13 protein-coding genes are annotated in these 14,983 nt (G+C 65.2%); 9 read left to right on the top strand and 4 right to left on the bottom strand.

Annotation, left to right across the window (positions count from 1 at the left end):
• Nucleotides 1–31 precede the first annotated feature (31 nt).
• A complete protein-coding gene (locus DRB17_RS00350) occupies nucleotides 32–2,131 on the top strand; it encodes a tetratricopeptide repeat protein (RefSeq protein WP_114580184.1) in 2,100 nt (699 codons plus the stop codon).
• Here DRB17_RS00350 and thiE read toward each other — a convergent pair.
• A complete protein-coding gene (gene thiE, locus DRB17_RS00345) occupies nucleotides 2,118–2,753 on the bottom strand; it encodes a thiamine phosphate synthase (RefSeq protein WP_114580183.1) in 636 nt (211 codons plus the stop codon). The two genes, DRB17_RS00350 and thiE, sit on opposite strands and share 14 nt — an antisense overlap.
• Nucleotides 2,750–3,544: a hydroxyethylthiazole kinase gene (gene thiM / locus DRB17_RS00340; protein ID WP_114580182.1), complete on the bottom strand. Its 795-nt coding sequence runs from the start codon at nucleotides 3,542–3,544 to the stop codon at nucleotides 2,750–2,752. Before thiM ends, thiE begins: the two co-directional genes overlap by 4 nt.
• A gap of 127 nt (nucleotides 3,545–3,671) precedes the next feature.
• On the opposite strand from thiM, the gene DRB17_RS00335 reads away from it, so the two are divergent.
• The 4 genes from DRB17_RS00335 to DRB17_RS00320 all read left to right on the top strand — a co-directional run bounded on the left by DRB17_RS00335 (nucleotide 3,672) and on the right by DRB17_RS00320 (nucleotide 8,268).
• On the top strand, nucleotides 3,672–4,337 hold the full coding sequence (locus tag DRB17_RS00335) for an orotate phosphoribosyltransferase (RefSeq protein WP_114580181.1): 666 nt from the start codon (nucleotides 3,672–3,674) through the stop codon (nucleotides 4,335–4,337).
• A 101-nt stretch (nucleotides 4,338–4,438) separates the two neighbouring features.
• The gene (locus tag DRB17_RS00330) at nucleotides 4,439–6,121 is read left to right on the top strand and encodes a peptide ABC transporter substrate-binding protein (RefSeq protein ID WP_114580444.1); all 1,683 of its coding nucleotides are present in this window, start codon (nucleotides 4,439–4,441) and stop codon (nucleotides 6,119–6,121) included.
• Between the two features lie 49 nt (nucleotides 6,122–6,170).
• Entirely contained in the window at nucleotides 6,171–7,121 is a 951-nt protein-coding gene (locus tag DRB17_RS00325; protein ID WP_114580180.1) for an ABC transporter permease, read from the top strand.
• Nucleotides 7,122–7,302: 181 nt separating this feature from the next.
• A complete protein-coding gene (locus tag DRB17_RS00320; RefSeq protein WP_114580179.1) occupies nucleotides 7,303–8,268 on the top strand; it encodes an ABC transporter permease in 966 nt (321 codons plus the stop codon).
• Nucleotides 8,269–8,275: 7 nt separating this feature from the next.
• Here DRB17_RS00320 and DRB17_RS00315 read toward each other — a convergent pair whose 3' ends face one another.
• Complete coding sequence (locus DRB17_RS00315; protein WP_161958650.1) at nucleotides 8,276–9,127, bottom strand: universal stress protein; 852 nt, start codon at nucleotides 9,125–9,127, stop codon at nucleotides 8,276–8,278.
• Nucleotides 9,128–9,299: 172 nt separating this feature from the next.
• Here DRB17_RS00315 and DRB17_RS00310 point away from each other — a divergent pair, with 172 nt between their 5' ends.
• From DRB17_RS00310 to DRB17_RS00300, 3 genes are all read left to right on the top strand, one after another.
• Nucleotides 9,300–10,730: a mannose-1-phosphate guanylyltransferase/mannose-6-phosphate isomerase gene (locus tag DRB17_RS00310; protein ID WP_114580177.1), complete on the top strand. Its 1,431-nt coding sequence runs from the start codon at nucleotides 9,300–9,302 to the stop codon at nucleotides 10,728–10,730.
• A 143-nt stretch (nucleotides 10,731–10,873) separates the two neighbouring features.
• Entirely contained in the window at nucleotides 10,874–11,782 is a 909-nt protein-coding gene (locus tag DRB17_RS00305) for a sulfurtransferase (protein ID WP_114580176.1), read from the top strand.
• A gap of 90 nt (nucleotides 11,783–11,872) precedes the next feature.
• Nucleotides 11,873–13,039, top strand: coding sequence for a YeeE/YedE family protein (locus DRB17_RS00300; RefSeq protein WP_114580175.1), 1,167 nt, complete (start codon nucleotides 11,873–11,875; stop codon nucleotides 13,037–13,039).
• A 10-nt stretch (nucleotides 13,040–13,049) separates the two neighbouring features.
• On the opposite strand, the gene DRB17_RS00295 is transcribed toward DRB17_RS00300, so the two are convergent.
• Entirely contained in the window at nucleotides 13,050–13,676 is a 627-nt protein-coding gene (locus tag DRB17_RS00295) for a TetR/AcrR family transcriptional regulator (RefSeq protein ID WP_161958649.1), read from the bottom strand.
• Nucleotides 13,677–13,864: 188 nt separating this feature from the next.
• Here DRB17_RS00295 and DRB17_RS00290 point away from each other — a divergent pair, with 188 nt between their 5' ends.
• A complete protein-coding gene (locus DRB17_RS00290; RefSeq protein WP_161958648.1) occupies nucleotides 13,865–14,980 on the top strand; it encodes an efflux RND transporter periplasmic adaptor subunit in 1,116 nt (371 codons plus the stop codon).
• The last annotated feature ends 3 nt before the right edge of the window (nucleotides 14,981–14,983 follow it).

The raw sequence follows: 14,983 nt of genomic DNA, 5'->3' as shown, positions 1-14,983 counted from the left end.
ATCGTCGGCGTGAATATAGGAGCACTCGCAAATGCCGGAGGGGCGACACAACGATCCGAGCGAAACGCCCGGCGTGGAGGCGTGGCTGCGCCGGCAATGGTATGTCTATCTAGTCGAACGGGCTTGGATTCCGACGAAGAGTAGGGCGGCCCTCCTTGCCAAGGGCACCCTTTCACGCCTTTTCTTCCACCGGCGACGGATCGGCCGCCACGTGGGCGATGTCCGGTACGAACTGGAAATCCCGCCACTGCGTTGGCTCGACGTGCTGCGTAGACATGTCCTGTCTGTTGCGTTCCTAACCGCGTTCGGCAGTGCCGCCATTATCATCTATCCCCAATACGAGATGAAGGCGCAGCGCGAACAGGAAATCGAGAACATGCGTGACCACTTCAAGGAGGTCGCGCAGATGATCTATTTCCGCGATGGCAACACGACCGTTGCAAAGGAGCTTATAGAGAAGGCCGAGGGATTCGACCGTCAAATCCGCGCGATGGATAGCGACCTAAAATATCTATCCGCTTTCATCGACGGGATGGACGTCGTCTACAGGTTGCTTAATCTTGATCGCCAGTTGACGAACAAGGAGCGGAACGCCGCGCATCGCGCTCTTGCGTCGGCTGAAACTCTGATCCGGATCAAGCCGGAGGCACCGGACGGCTATCTGCTGCGCGGCCAGGTCTTCATGGCGCTCGACCAACTCGAACAAGCGCGCAAAGCACTCGACACCGCATACATGAAGGCCGACCGGGAAGGCACGCCCGTACGCAAGGCGCTTGCGTCCTGGCGGATCGCGATGGTGATCGTCGAAAAGGCCCTTGAGGGAAATAGCTGGAATATCCGTGAGGCTCACGCGGCAAGAGCACTGTCCCGTTTGCATGAAGCTGTCGACATCTTTTCGGCAGTGGATGCACGTAATACGGATGATGATTACAAAACGAAGGTCGCAACGAAATGGCCTTATATGACAATCGGCAACATATATCGCGACCTCCTTTATGATTACGACAATTCGATCGAGTATCATAAGAGGGCTTTGAAAGCTGATCCGAATTTCGCCATGGGATATTTTAACCTTGGCTTGGCTTATCTCGACAAGGCGAACGAGATGCGTGTTTCCACCGCGACGAAGCTTAAGCAGACGGTCAGCAGCGGCTCGGAGAATTCGTCCGATCCAAAGTGGAAACGCGAGAATACGTATGGACTTGCCCGAAAAGCATTCAAGCAGGCAATCAGGGCAAACCCCGGACGGCGGGAAGGCTATTATGGCCTAGGCATGCTATACGGCTCGCAGAACAAATATCCGATCGCCCTTCGGTATTTCGACAAAGCCATCGCCAGGGACAAGTGCGAGGAGGCAAGCATCACTGTCAGGGCGACTTCATCCGGACAAAAAGGTTGTTACTTGAAGGCGCTCAAGTATCGCGCAATTTCAAGACTGGATATGGGTGGGGAATATGATGAAGCCCTTGCGGATCTTGACGCGGCCATCCGGATACAGCCCGACGATGCGGAGTTGTACGTCTACCGCGCTCGCCTCTATGTCCGGCAGCAAAAGCTGGCACAGGCGAAGACCGATGTCGAGTTCGCCACCGCCCTTGGTGGGGCAGGCCATATGCTCCCGCTCACCGAGGCCGAACTGATGCTTGCTTTCGGGCGCTCGGACACAGCCATCGAGAAGGCGGAAACGGCTATCAAAATCGCGCGGGAAGATCACGGCTGGCCCAGCCTGCCCGAGGCCCACGAACTAATGGCTCGCGCTCACCTGAAAGCTAAGAGAATGAAGCAGGCGCGAAAGAGCCTTGACCTCGCTGTCTCAAAAGCTAGTTACCGACCTGAACGGTTTTATCTCGCACGCGGATGCCTTCGGCTATTGGAGTCCAAAGAGAGCGCCGCACTGACGGACTTTCGCAAGGCCTTGGATTGGAACGGCACCTACCGCCCAGCAGTCTATGCGCGGCGGCTGGCAATGACAGACCTGGAAAAGTCAAATGACGATAGCCGGATCATCCTACCGACCGGTGTGAACATGACCAGCTTCTGGCGCCTTCGCGATCCCTACTACCAACTCTGCCGCAGGGCGAATGCGACCCGGGTCGCCGACGTCCCACGCTCTTCTCTCAAGCGCCACTAAAGGCGGCGCGCAGTTCACGCGCCGCGGATTTCGGATCCTCCGCCGCGCAAATGGCAGAGACGACGGCGATGCCTTCCACGCCGCTGTCCCGAAGCGCGACGGCGTTCGCGGCCGTGATTCCGCCGATGGCGACGGCGGGCAGAGCGACGCGGCGGCGCAGGGCCGCGACGCCATCGGGCCCAATGGCGCTCCCGGCATCCGCCTTGGTCCCCGTGGCGAAGGCCGGGCCTATACCGATGTAGTCGACCAGCGCGGGGTCCGCGGTCTCGGCCTCGTTCTCGTCGCCAACGGAGAGGCCCAAAACCATATGCTCGCCGACCAGCCGACGGGCATCCGCCGGCGGCATATCGTCCTGGCCCAGGTGAACCCCGTCGGCACCGGCGGCCAGCGCGACGTCCACGCGGTCATTGACGATCAGCGGCACACCGCGCGGGACGAGCAGCACCTTCAGCCGCTTCGCACGTTCCAGCATGGCCCGAGTCGACGCGTTTTTCTCGCGCAATTGCACTAGGGTGACACCTCCGGCAACGGCGGCCAGCACCACCTCTTCCAGCGGACGCGAGCCCGTATCGCCCGCGCCGACCACGAGATACAGGGAGAGGTCGGGGACTTGCCGGGTCATCCGTCGATACTCGCCATCCGCTGCAGCGTGTCTTTATCCATCGAATCCAGCGCATCCAGCAGCCGCCAGCGCAGGCTGCCCGGCCCCTCCGCGTCCACGGCGGCGCACTCGCCGGCAACGCCATAAATCGCCAGGGCATGGGTGGTGGCCTCGGTCGCGTCCGCGCAGACGGCAAGGCAGGCGGCGACCAGGCCGCTCAAAGCGCAGCCCATCGCCGTCACCCGCGCCATCATCGGCACGCCGTTGGCAACGGCGAACAAGCGCCGGCCGTCCGTGACGTAATCGATGCTGCCCGTGACCGCCACCGTGGTGCCGCATCGCGCCGCCAGCTCGCCGGCCGCGTCCAGCGCTTCCAGCGAATCGACGGAGGTATCCACGCCGCGCACGGCGCGCCCCGCCGCCACCCCGGCCAGCGCCAACACCTCCGAGGCGTTGGCGCGGATCACCGCCGGCTCCAGCTCCGCCAGCCGGCTTGCCGCATCGTTGCGGAATACCGTGGCGCCGACGCCGACGGGGTCCAGCACCCAGGGCATGCCGAGTTCCCCGGCCTTCACGGCGGCCTGCGCCATCACGTCGACGGCCTCCGAGGTCAATGTGCCGATATTGACGACCAGCGCATCCGCCGCCGCCACAACCTCGTCCACCTCCTCGGGCGCATGCGCCATTAACGGCGACGCCCCGGCCGCCAGGAGGACGTTGGCCGAGAGGTCCATCCCCACCAGGTTCGTTATACTGTGCACAAGCGGCGCCTGCTCGCGCAGGGCCGCCAACGTCCCGCCGACGTCCGCCATCCCGTCCTTCCACTCGCGCTGGCACGAAGAATTGCACAAGCGCTTCGCCGGAGAAAGTGGCAGAGCGCGTTTGCGCTGGCCATGGCAACGGCTGTAAGACATGCCTGCACGATCCGAAGGAGCCCGCATGTCCGATACGCCGCCCAGCGAAACCGCCCTCACAACGGCCCGCATCCTGATGGAAATCGACGCCGTGCTGTTCCGCCCGCACGAGCCGTTCACGCTGACGTCGGGCCGCAAGAGCCCGGTCTATGTCGACTGCCGGCGCATCATCTCCTTCCCGCGAGCACGGGCGAAGCTGATGGAGCTGGCGGTCGAGACGCTGGTAAGCGAAGCGGGATACGAAAGCCTGGACGCTATCGCGGGCGGCGAAACGGCCGGCATCCCCTTCGCCGCGTGGATCGCCGAGCGGCTTGGCCTCCCCATGGTGTACGTACGCAAAAAACCTAAAGGCTTCGGTCGCAACGCTCAGATAGAAGGTGAACTGCCCGAGGGCGCGCACACCTGCTTGGTGGAGGACCTGGCCACCGACGGCGGCTCGAAGATCAACTTCGTGGATGCGCTGACAACTGCCGGGGCCGAGGTTCGTCACGCCTTCGTCGTGTTCCACTACGGCATCTTCCCGCAAAGCACGCAGGTGCTGGCGCAGCGCGGCGTGAAGCTGCACGCGCTGGCAACATGGTGGGATATGCTGGCGGTGGCCGAGCAGCAAGGCACCCTGGATGCCGAGGGTCTGCGCGCCGTACGCGGCTTCCTGGAAGCGCCGGAGGACTGGACGCCCGGCGCGGCGTAAGGTGCCCGGCGGTCGCAAGCCAAGGCTTCGCGCATCCGGCCGTGTCGGTTACGATCCTGCCAAGACGGCACACCGACGCGAGCATGGAGCAAGCGAAAGCGATGCCACGCCTTCTTGCAACCCTGGCGGCGGCGCTGTTTTGCGCCCTGGCAACGCCCGCCAGTGCGGAACGCGGAACAGCTGGCGGGGCGGGAACGCTGACCATCGGAATCACGCAGTTTCCCGCTACCTTCCATCCCACCATCGATGCGATGCTGGCCAAGAGCTACATGCTAGCCCTCGGCCGGCGGCCGATCACCGCATACGATCCGGACTGGCGGCAGATTTGCATGCTGTGCAGCAAGCTGCCGACGATCGAGAACGGACTGGCGGAGAAAGAGGAACTGCCGGACGGCAGCGAGGGCATCGCGGTCACCTACAGCTTGCATCCGGATGCCACGTGGGGCGACGGCGAGCCGGTCACCAGCGAAGACGTGCGCTTTACCTGGGAAGTCGGCAAGCATCCGAAGTCGGGCGTCGCGGCCGGCGAGATCTACCGCCGTATCCGGGAAATCGAGATCCACGACGAGCACACCTTCACCGTCCACGTCGACCGGGTCACTTTCGACTACAACGACTTCGCGCTCTCCATCCTGCCCGCCCACCTGGAGCGGGAGGTGTTCGAGGCCGACCCGGCACAATACCGGAACCGAACCACTTTTGACGCCGAGCCGACCAATCCGGGCCTCTACTTCGGCCCCTACAGGATGGTCGAGGTGACGCAAGGCGCCCGCGCGGTGTTCGAGCCCAACCCGACGTGGTACGGGCCGGCCCCGGCCTTCGACCGGATCGTTGTGCGGGTGATCGAGAACACGGCGGCACTTGAGGCAAACCTGCTCTCTGGCTCCATCGACATGATCGCGGGCGAGCTGGGGCTCAACATCGACCAAGCACTGGCCCTGGAAAAGCGCCACGGCGAGCGATACGAGTTCATCTACCAGCCCGGCCTTGTCTACGAGCACATCGACTTCAACCTGGACAACCCGATCCTGGCCGATCGCAAGGTCCGTCACGCGCTGGCCTATGCCGCCGACCGGCAGGCGATCACCGAACAACTCTTCCAGGGCAAGCAACAGGTCGCGCACAGCAGCGTCAGCCCGCTGGATACCGTTCACACCGAGGACGTGCCGAAATATCCCTATAAGCCGGATAAGGCGGCGAAGCTGTTGGACGAGGCAGGATGGAACCGCATGAAGGGCGGCATCCGCCACAATGCGAAGGGTGAGCCGCTGCGCCTGCGCCTGATGACAACGGCTGGCAACCGCACGCGCGAACTGGTGCAGCAGGTGCTGCAAAGTCAATGGCGCCAAGCAGGCATCGACGTGCGTATCAAGAACGAGCCGGCGCGCGTCTTCTTCGGCGAGACGGTGACCAAGCGGAAGTACGGCGGCATGGCGATGTACGCTTGGCTGTCCTCGCCGGAGAGCGTCCCGCGCTCCAGTCTGCACTCCGACATGATCCCGAGCGAGGAGAACGCCTGGTCCGGCCAGAACATTCCGGGCTTCGCGAACGAGCGCATGGACGCCCTGATCGACCGGACGGAGCGCGAGCTGGACCCGGAAAAGCGCAAGAAACTCTGGGCAGAGATACAGCAACTCTACGCCAGGGAGCTTCCGGTCCTCCCGCTGTTCTGGCGGGCGCAACCTTTCGTCCTGCCGACATGGCTGACGGGACTGGAGCCGACAGGCCACCAGTTTCCCACCACACTGTGGGTCGAGGAGTGGGGCCGCAAGGCCGGCGGATGAGTACGCGCACGATCCGGACGCGAATACCTGGGCCGGAGCCGGTCGCCCGATGCTGAGCTACGTGATCCAGCGGCTGTTCGAATCGCTGCTGGTGCTGTTCGTCATGTCGTTTGTCATCTACGCCCTCATCGGCCTGATGCCGGGCGACCCAATCGACCTGATGATACAAGCCGACCCCAACCTCACACCGGCCGACCAGCAGCGGCTGAAGGCGCTCTACGGCCTCGACCGGCCGTTGGTGGAACGCTACTGGAACTGGCTTCAGGGCGCACTGCAGGGCGACTTCGGCTATTCGCGCCTCTACTCCCGACCGGTGCCGGAGGTGATCTGGCCGCGGCTCGCGAACACCGTCCTGCTTCTCGGTCTGTCGCTGCTGCTGGCCCTGCTGATCGCCCTGCCCGCCGGCGTTGCCGCGGCGACCCGGCCGGGCTCGCTGCTGGATGGCGCGGTCAACCTGACGGCCTTCGCCGGCATCTCGGTGCCGCCGTTCTGGCTGGCGATCCTGCTCATTATACTGTTCGCGGTGACGCTGGGCTGGTTTCCGGCCGGTGGAATGGGGGAGAGCGATGCCGGCATCGTCGAGCAGGCGCGCCATCTGGCCTTGCCGGTCCTGGCGCTGACACTGTCGCGGATTGGCGGAATTATCCGCTATGTCCGCGCCTCGATGATGGAGGCACTGCGCCAGGACTACGTGCGCACCGCCCGCGCCAAGGGGCTTTCGCGCCGCCGCGTCCTGATCAGCCACGCGCTGCGCAACGCGATGATCCCGGTGGTGACGATCCTGGCACTCGACATGGGCATGCTGTTCTCGGGCGCGCTCATCACCGAGACCATCTTCGGCTGGCTCGGCATGGGCAAGACCATCTTCGACGCCATCATGGGCAACGACTACAATCTCGCGCTGATGGGCCTGTTGTTCGCAACAGTGCTGACGCTGGCGGCGAACCTGTTGGCGGACCTGGCCTATGCGTGGCTGGATCCGAGGATTGCGTACCGATGAGCGGGATTGCTCGGAGGTATGGCGGGAGCCCCCTCACCCTGTCCCTCTCCCCCGACGCGGGGGAGAGGGAACGAGAATTGCGCCTGCCCTGCTACACGGCCGAGATTCCTCAATGTATCGGTTGTCGTCCCCTCGCCCCCGCTTGCGGGGGAGAGGGACAGGGTGAGGGGGCACGTCGCCGATGAGCGGGACCGCCCCTGCCCGGCTCAGCGCGGAGGCGAGCCGTGCCATCGGCCCGTCCGGATCGCCGCTCAGGCTGCTGTGGCGGCGGTTCCTGCGTCACCGGCTGGCACTCACCAGTCTGGCGGTGCTAATCGTACTGGCGGCCGCTGCCCTCGCCGCGCCGCTGGTGGAGGCCTGGACACCGCTCAACGCGACCAAGGTGGATTTGATGGCCCGCTCCGCGCCGCCGTCCTGGGCGCACCCGCTCGGCACGGACGAACTGGGGCGGGACCTGCTGCTGCGGCTGCTTTACGGCGGGCGGGTGTCGCTGGCCGTCGGCATCTCGGCGGCGTTGATGGCAGCCGTAATCGGGACCGTGATCGGCCTGGCGGCGGGCTATTTCGGCGGAACGCTGGATTCGATCCTGATGCGGATCACCGACGGGGTGATCGCCCTGCCCTTGCTGCCGCTCCTGATCGTGCTGGCCGCCGTGGATTTCACCAAGCTGGGGCTGCCGGCGGCCTTGATGGAGGGACCGCAGGGCAGTCTTTACCGTATTGTCTTCCTTGTTGCGCTTGTCGGCTGGAACACGGTGGCGCGCCTCGTGCGCGGGGCGACGCTGTCGATGAAGGCGCGGGAGTTCGTCACCGCCGCGCACGCGCTAGGCGCCGGCAACACGCGGGTGATGCTGGTGCACCTGCTGCCGAACGTCGCCTCGCCGATCATCGTCGCGACGACGCTGTCGGTGGGCAACATCATCCTGCTGGAAAGCGTGCTCAGCTTCCTGGGCCTGGGCATTCAGCCACCGATGGCCTCGTGGGGCAACATGCTCACAAACGCGCAGGAATTGATATATTCCGCGCCAATGCTTGCGGTGTGGCCCGGCCTGCTGATCTTCGTCACCGTGATGGCCTTCAACTTCCTGGGCGACGGTCTGCAGGACGCGCTCGATCCCCGGGCAGGCGAAGGCCATCAGGTGCGATAATTAGCCGTCAGTGGCTCATGATGACCGGAACGGTCATGTGCTCCAGCACGCTGCGTGTGGCACCGCCCAGCACCAGCTCGCGCAGGCGGCTGTGGCCGTAGGCGCCCATGACGAGCAGGTCGCTGCCCTCGTCGGCAAGGCGGGAGAGAATGGTGTCCCCCGCCTCGATGTCATGCACCTCCAGGTGCTGCACTTCCACCTTCACGCCGTGGCGCGCCAGGTGAAGCGCGATGTCGGCACCAGGATTCTCGCCGTGGCGGCGTTGGCTCTTCACCGGGTTGACCGCCAGCAGGTCCACCTTCTCGGCCTTTTGCAGCATTGGCAGCGCGTCGTTCACGGCCCGCGTCGCCTCGCGTCCGGCGTCCCAGGCCACCATCACCTTGCGGCCCAGCACCACGTTGCCGTTCTCCTTTGCGGCACCGATGTAGGGCACGACCAACACCGGGCGGCCACAGCCAAGCGTCACATCCTCGACGAGGTCGCGCGTGCCCTCCGGCGTATCGTCGGGGTCCACCTGCCCGAGGATGGCAAGGTCGGCGTATCGGGCGTGCATGCCCACCTCATCGGCGATGGCATTCACCGGCACGCGCGCCGTCCTGGTCTCGTAGGAGACGCCGGCACGCTTGGCCTTCTCCTCGAAGTCTTCCACCACCTCGCGGGCACGTTCTTCCTCGCGGGAGAGATATTCCCGCGTCAGGTGCTGTGGCATGTCGGCCCAGCCGGGAAGCTGGAACTCGCCCATGCAGTAGAGTGCGCTCAGGTGCGCCCCGCAGCGTGTCGCCAGTGCAAGCGCGGCCTCGATGCGCTTGGCGCAGGCCTTGGTGTTGTCGATGTGCAATAGCAGGTTCTTGTAAGCCATCTTGCTCCCCCTTCCATTCCCGCCAGTGTCCGCGGGGTCTTCAGGGAGTTTCGGCCCAGCCGCCAATCGCTTCATTGATTTTCATCAACCCGACGAGTTGCATGCGTGGCATGGGTACGGCTTTTCCGGTAACAGGCTTTAAAGGCAAAGCAACCGCTCGGGGGGCTGGGGCATGACGCAGGCAACGGAGCGCATCCATCCGGTGGTTCTGGCCGGCGGTGGCGGAACAAGGCTTTGGCCGCTGTCCCGGCAACTTTATCCCAAGCAGTTCTTCCCGCTGCTGGGCGAACAATCGCTGTTGCGGGACACCCTCGACCGCGTCGGCGACCACCAGCGTTTCGCCGCGCCCATCGTCGTTTGCAACGAAGAGCATCGCTTTCTGGTGGCGGAACAGCTTCGCGCCGGCGGCGTGAGCGGGGAGATCGTTCTGGAGCCATATGCCCGGAACACCGCGCCTGCCGCCTGCATCGCGGCACTGCACCTTGTAGAGCAGGAGCCGGAGGCCGTGATGCTGATGCTGCCCTCCGATCACGCGATCACCCGGCCCGACGCTTTCACTGACTCTCTCGCGCAGGCCGAGGCGGCGGCGCGCGCCGGCTGGCTCGTGACCCTCGGCGTCGCACCAAGCCGGGCGGAGACGGGCTATGGCTACATCCGGCTCGGCGGCGAGTTGCCCGATGTGCCTGGCTGCGCACACGTCAAGCACTTCGTCGAGAAGCCGGACAAGGCCACGGCCGAGAGCTACCTGGCGAACGGAAACTATCTCTGGAACAGCGGCATGTTCCTGATGTCCGCCCGGACGTTGTTGGACGAGATAGAAGGGCTGCGACCCGAAATCCTGGATTCCTGCCAAGCCGCACTGGCTGGTGCCGCGCGGGATCTGGACTTTCTGCGGCTCGACGCCGCTGCATTCGAGGCCAACCCCGGCATCTCGCTCGACTACGCGGTGATGGAACGCACAGCGCGGGCCGCGGTGGTATCCATGGACGCTGGCTGGAGCGACGTCGGCTCCTGGCAATCCCTATGGGAGGTGCTGGAAAAGGACGACGCCGGCAACGCGATCGCCGGGGACGTCGTCGCCATGGGCACTCGTGGCTGCCTCCTGCGCGGGGACGACCGGCTCCTCGCGGCGCTGGGCGTGTCCGATCTGGTTGTAGTGGCAACCGACGACGCGGTACTCGTCTGTCCGCGCGAGCGGGCGCAGGACGTGGGCGGGCTCGTGGCCGAGTTGAAGCAGCGGGCACGCCCGGAAACGCAGACGCACAGCCGGATCTACCGGCCCTGGGGCAGCTACCGGGATGTCGACCTCGGCCCCAACTTCAAGGTGAAGCGCCTGACGGTCGCGCCCGGCCGCCGGCTGTCGCTGCAACGCCACCGCCATCGCACCGAGCACTGGGTCGTCGTCCATGGCCAGGCGGCAGTCACCTGCGAGGGCCGGACTCTGCGGCTTGGGCCGAACGAGTCGACCTATATCCCGCGCGGCGCCGCTCACAGGCTGGCCAACCCCGGCAGCGAGCCGCTGCACGTAATTGAGGTGCAGTCGGGGGACCACTTGCACGAGGATGACATAGAGCGCCTCGACGACGCCTACGGCCGCACCTGACCAGCGCTCGCAGCAAGCTATTTTCTTGATATTTATACTACTTATTATTGTCATCTTGCGGATGGCCTTCGTTCGTATTATACAAGCCACAGCCGAGCAATATGAAAATTGCACTGTTATTCAACGTGAATTAGGAGATCGCCATGCGCTGGCTCCTTTCCATCGCCGTCGCCCTTGGCCTGGCGGCGACTGTGTCCACGGCCCAGGCGGCCTCGCCCTTGGTCGATGCCGACTGGCTGCACGACAACCTGGGGCAGTCCGACCTCGTCGTCCTTGACGTGCGCAACGCCATCGACGGCGGGTCGCGCGAGATTTACGAGCAGGGCCATATCCCTGGCGCGGTCTACAGCAACTATCTGGAGGACGGCTGGCGGGTCGAGCGCGACGGCGTGCCCGGCCAGCTTCCGCCGATTGCCGACCTTGAGAAGCTGATCGGCGGTCTCGGCATCGACAACGACGACCATGTCGTGGTCACTGCCGGCGGGACCAGCGCCCTCGACATGGGCAGCGCGACGCGCGTCTACTGGACGTTCAAGGTGTTGGGCCACGAAGAGGTTTCCGTCCTGAACGGCGGCCACAAGGCCTACGCCGCCGCCTATCCGCTGCAAACGGGCTGGAACGCGCCCGAGGCGACTGAGTTCGCCGGCCAGTTCCAGCCGCAGTATGTCGCGACCCGCGAGCAGGTGGCCAAGGCCGTGAAGTCCGGCGTCACGCTGATCGACAATCGTCCGCACGCCCAGCACATCGGCGCCAAGAAACACCCGAAGGCCGCAACGCCCGGTACCATTCCCGGCGCCAACAACGTCGAGGAAAGCAAGCTAACGGTGAATGGCGGCACCTTCGTCGACGCGGAACAGCTTGGCGCGCTATTGTCGGAAGCTGGCGTCGAAAGCGGGGGTGAGCAGATCACCTTCTGCAACACTGGCCACTGGGCATCGCTCGGCTGGTTCGCGCAGTCCGAGATCCTGGGCAACAAGCAGGCCCGGATGTACGACGGCTCGATGACCGACTGGACGAAGCATGGCCAGCCCGTCGAGGTAAAGGCGGACTAAAGGGCCTCACGACGTAAACGGACCGAAGCGATGACCGCCGCCGACACCACACTGCACGCCCCGACACGCACCGAACCGAGCCAGCCACGAATGAACCGGACGGTGATCGTGGCCGCGCTCACCCTGCTCGCGGCCGGGGCGGCCGCCGCTTTCGACGCCGCGGGACAGCGGATGGCCGTGCTGTACCTGATCGGCGGCGGCTTGGGCATCGCCCTCTATCATGCGGCCTTCGGATTCACCGGAAGCTGGCGGGCGCTGCTGGCCGACGGGCGCGGTGCGGGCGTGCGGGCACAGATGGTGATGCTAGCCGTCGCCTCGGCGATCTTCCTGCCAGCGCTGGCGCAGGGCAGCCTGTTCGGCCAGGGCGTGGTCGGCTCCGTGGCGCCCGTCGGTGTGTCCGTGATCGTCGGCGCCTTCGTCTTTGGAATCGGCATGCAGCTTGGCGGCGCCTGCGCGTCGGGGACGCTGTTCACCGTCGGCGGCGGGAGCACCCGCATGATCGTGACGCTCGTCTTCTTCCTGGTGGGATCGCTTCTTGGATCGCTACACATGCCGTGGTGGCTGCAACAGCCCAATGTAGGCGCGATTTCCCTGATGCGGGAACTGGGTCTCTGGGGCGCGCTGGCCTTGCAGTTGGCCATATTCGCGGCGATTGCAGGGGCGACCGTGTGGCTGGAACGGCGCCGCCACGGGCGGCTGCTGCCGACGAGCCCTTCCCTCGGCTTCTCCTGGCGGCGGCTGCTCGCCGGTCCCTGGCCAATGGTGATGGGCGGGTTGGCGCTCGCGCTGTTGAACGCGGCCACGCTCGCGGTGGCCGGGCATCCCTGGAACATCAGCTTCGGCTACACGCTCTGGGGCGCCAAGGCAGCAGCGGGCCTCGGCATCGATGTGGGAAGCTGGACCTTCTGGAGCTGGCCGTATCCCAAGCAGGCTCTGGAAGGCCCGGTCTTTGCCGAGACGACCTCGACGATGAACTTCGGCATCATCGTCGGCGCACTGCTCGCTGCGGGCCTCGCCGGCCGCTTCGCCCCGGCGCGGCGCATTCCCTGGAAATCGGCGCTTGCGGCCGTTATCGGCGGCGTGCTGATGGGCTACGGTGCGCGTCTCGCCTTCGGCTGCAACATCGGCGCCTACTTCTCTGGCATCGCCTCGGGCAGCGTGCACGGCTGGCTATGGCTGGTGGCGGCGCTAGCCGGAAACTGGATCGGGGTCAAGCTACGCCCCCTCTTCGACATGGCGGTCGAGCGCGCGAAGTAGCTGCCTTGCGTCAAGGCGTGTGCGCGGCCATGAAGCTGTCGACGGCAGCGCCGACGGCACGCTCGATCCGCTCGGGCGCTGGTGTTGGATCGACGGCGAACAGCGCGCGGATCTGCATGAAGCCCAGCAGCATCCCGTAGAACTGCTCGGCCGCAAGGCGGCTGTCCGGCACCCGCAGGCGGCCCTGGCCGTCCAGCTTTGACAGGTAGCACGCCAGCGTCTCGATCGCGCGACGCGGGCCCCGTTCGTAGGTCAGGCGCCCCAATTCCGGCTGGCGCGGCACCTCGGTCACGACGGCGCGGTGCAGTCCGAGCGACGACGGCGACAGCACGATATCCAGGAAATGGCGGCCGAGTTCGGTGAGAGCGGTACGCGGCGATTGCGCCGACAGTTCCTCGGCATTGAGCGACAGCAGCAGGCAGTCAGTGCGCGCGTCGACGATGGCAGCGAACAGCGCTTCCTTGCTACCGTGATGGTGGTATAGCGTCTGCTTGGAAACACCGGCCTCCCGCGCGATGGCGTCCATACTGGTCCGGCTGTAGCCGCGCGTCATGAACAGCCGCTCGGCCGCGGCCAGAATTTGCGTCTCCTTCGCTTCCCAGCGCGTTGAGCACTGCTGTGTATCCACTGTCGTCACTCGTACTCTCCCGATGGCTGCCATGCCGGTATTGTATGGCTCCCGGCAACACACTGTTGCCGCGGGCACGGCCTTGAAGTCACGGCTGGTGCAGCCATCTCCTGGTCATCCAAATTAGGGACTAGACTGTACAGTCCATTTCGAGTATCCGCCGGATGCTCGCTTGTCAAACGGAACGGATGAATCTGATGGCGCGAAGGCTTGGTGCGGCCGCGGCGATGCTCGCGGCATTTGCTTTTGGAGCGGTGGCCCTCGGTCCCGCGGCGATGCGCCCGGCGCAGGCACAAGGCCAGGGTCAGGGCGTGCCGGTGGAGGTCGCTCAGGTGACGACGGACACGGTAATCCAGGAGGCCACCGCCGTCGGCACCCTGCTCTCCAACGAATCCGTTATCATCCGCCCTGAAATCGCGGGACGCATCGTCGACATCCGCTTCGAGGAAGGCGAGCCGGTGGAGAAGGGCCAGCTTCTCTTCAAGCTGGATGATTCCGTCTATCAGGCCGAACTGGCGGACGCGGAAGCCCGGCTGGAACTCGCCCGCCGCAACATGCAGCGCGCCAGGGAGCTATTCAAAAAAGGCGCCGGCACCGCACGCAACCTGGATCAGGCGGAGTCCGAGTTCCAGACCGCGACCGCGGCGGTCGAGCTTGCCAAGGCGCGGCTTACCAAGACCACGATCGAGGCGCCCTTCGCCGGAATCGCCGGGCTGCGCAAGGTCAGCATGGGCGACTACGTCACCGCCGGCCAGGACATGGTCAATATCGAGGATATCGATCCGCTGAAGGTGGATTTCAGCATCCCGGAGCGCTATCTCGGGGCTCTTAAGATCGAGCAGACGGTGCGTGTCACTGCCGACGCCTTCCCCGGCGACACCTTCCAGGGCAAGGTCTACGCCACCGACCCGCAAATCGACACGGGCGGGCGCAGCATCCGCGTGCGCGCGCTGATCCCGAACGACGATCGCATGCTGCGCCCCGGCCTGTTCGTGCGGGTGCGCCTGCAACTCGAACGGCGGGAGAATGCAATCCTGATACCCGAGCAGGCCCTGGTGCCGCGCGGCGAGGACCGCTTTGTTTTCAAGGTGGTGGACGGCAAGGCGGCCCAGACCAAGGTCGAGATCGGACAGCGGCGCTTTGGCCACGCCGAGATTCTTTCCGGGCTGGAGCGCGGCGACATCGTCGTGACCGCCGGTCAGCTCAAGATCCGCGACGGCGCCCCGGTTCAACCGGTCAACCAGACCGGCATCCGGGATGACGCCGCTCCCGGCACGCTGGAACCCGGCGACGGCGATGACGAGGAGAGCTAGGGC

Origin of the sequence: Ferruginivarius sediminum (assembly GCF_003344765.1) — a bacterium.
GTDB lineage: Bacteria > Pseudomonadota > Alphaproteobacteria > Kiloniellales > Rhodovibrionaceae > Ferruginivarius > Ferruginivarius sediminum.
This window is presented reverse-complemented; position numbering and strand designations above follow the sequence as displayed.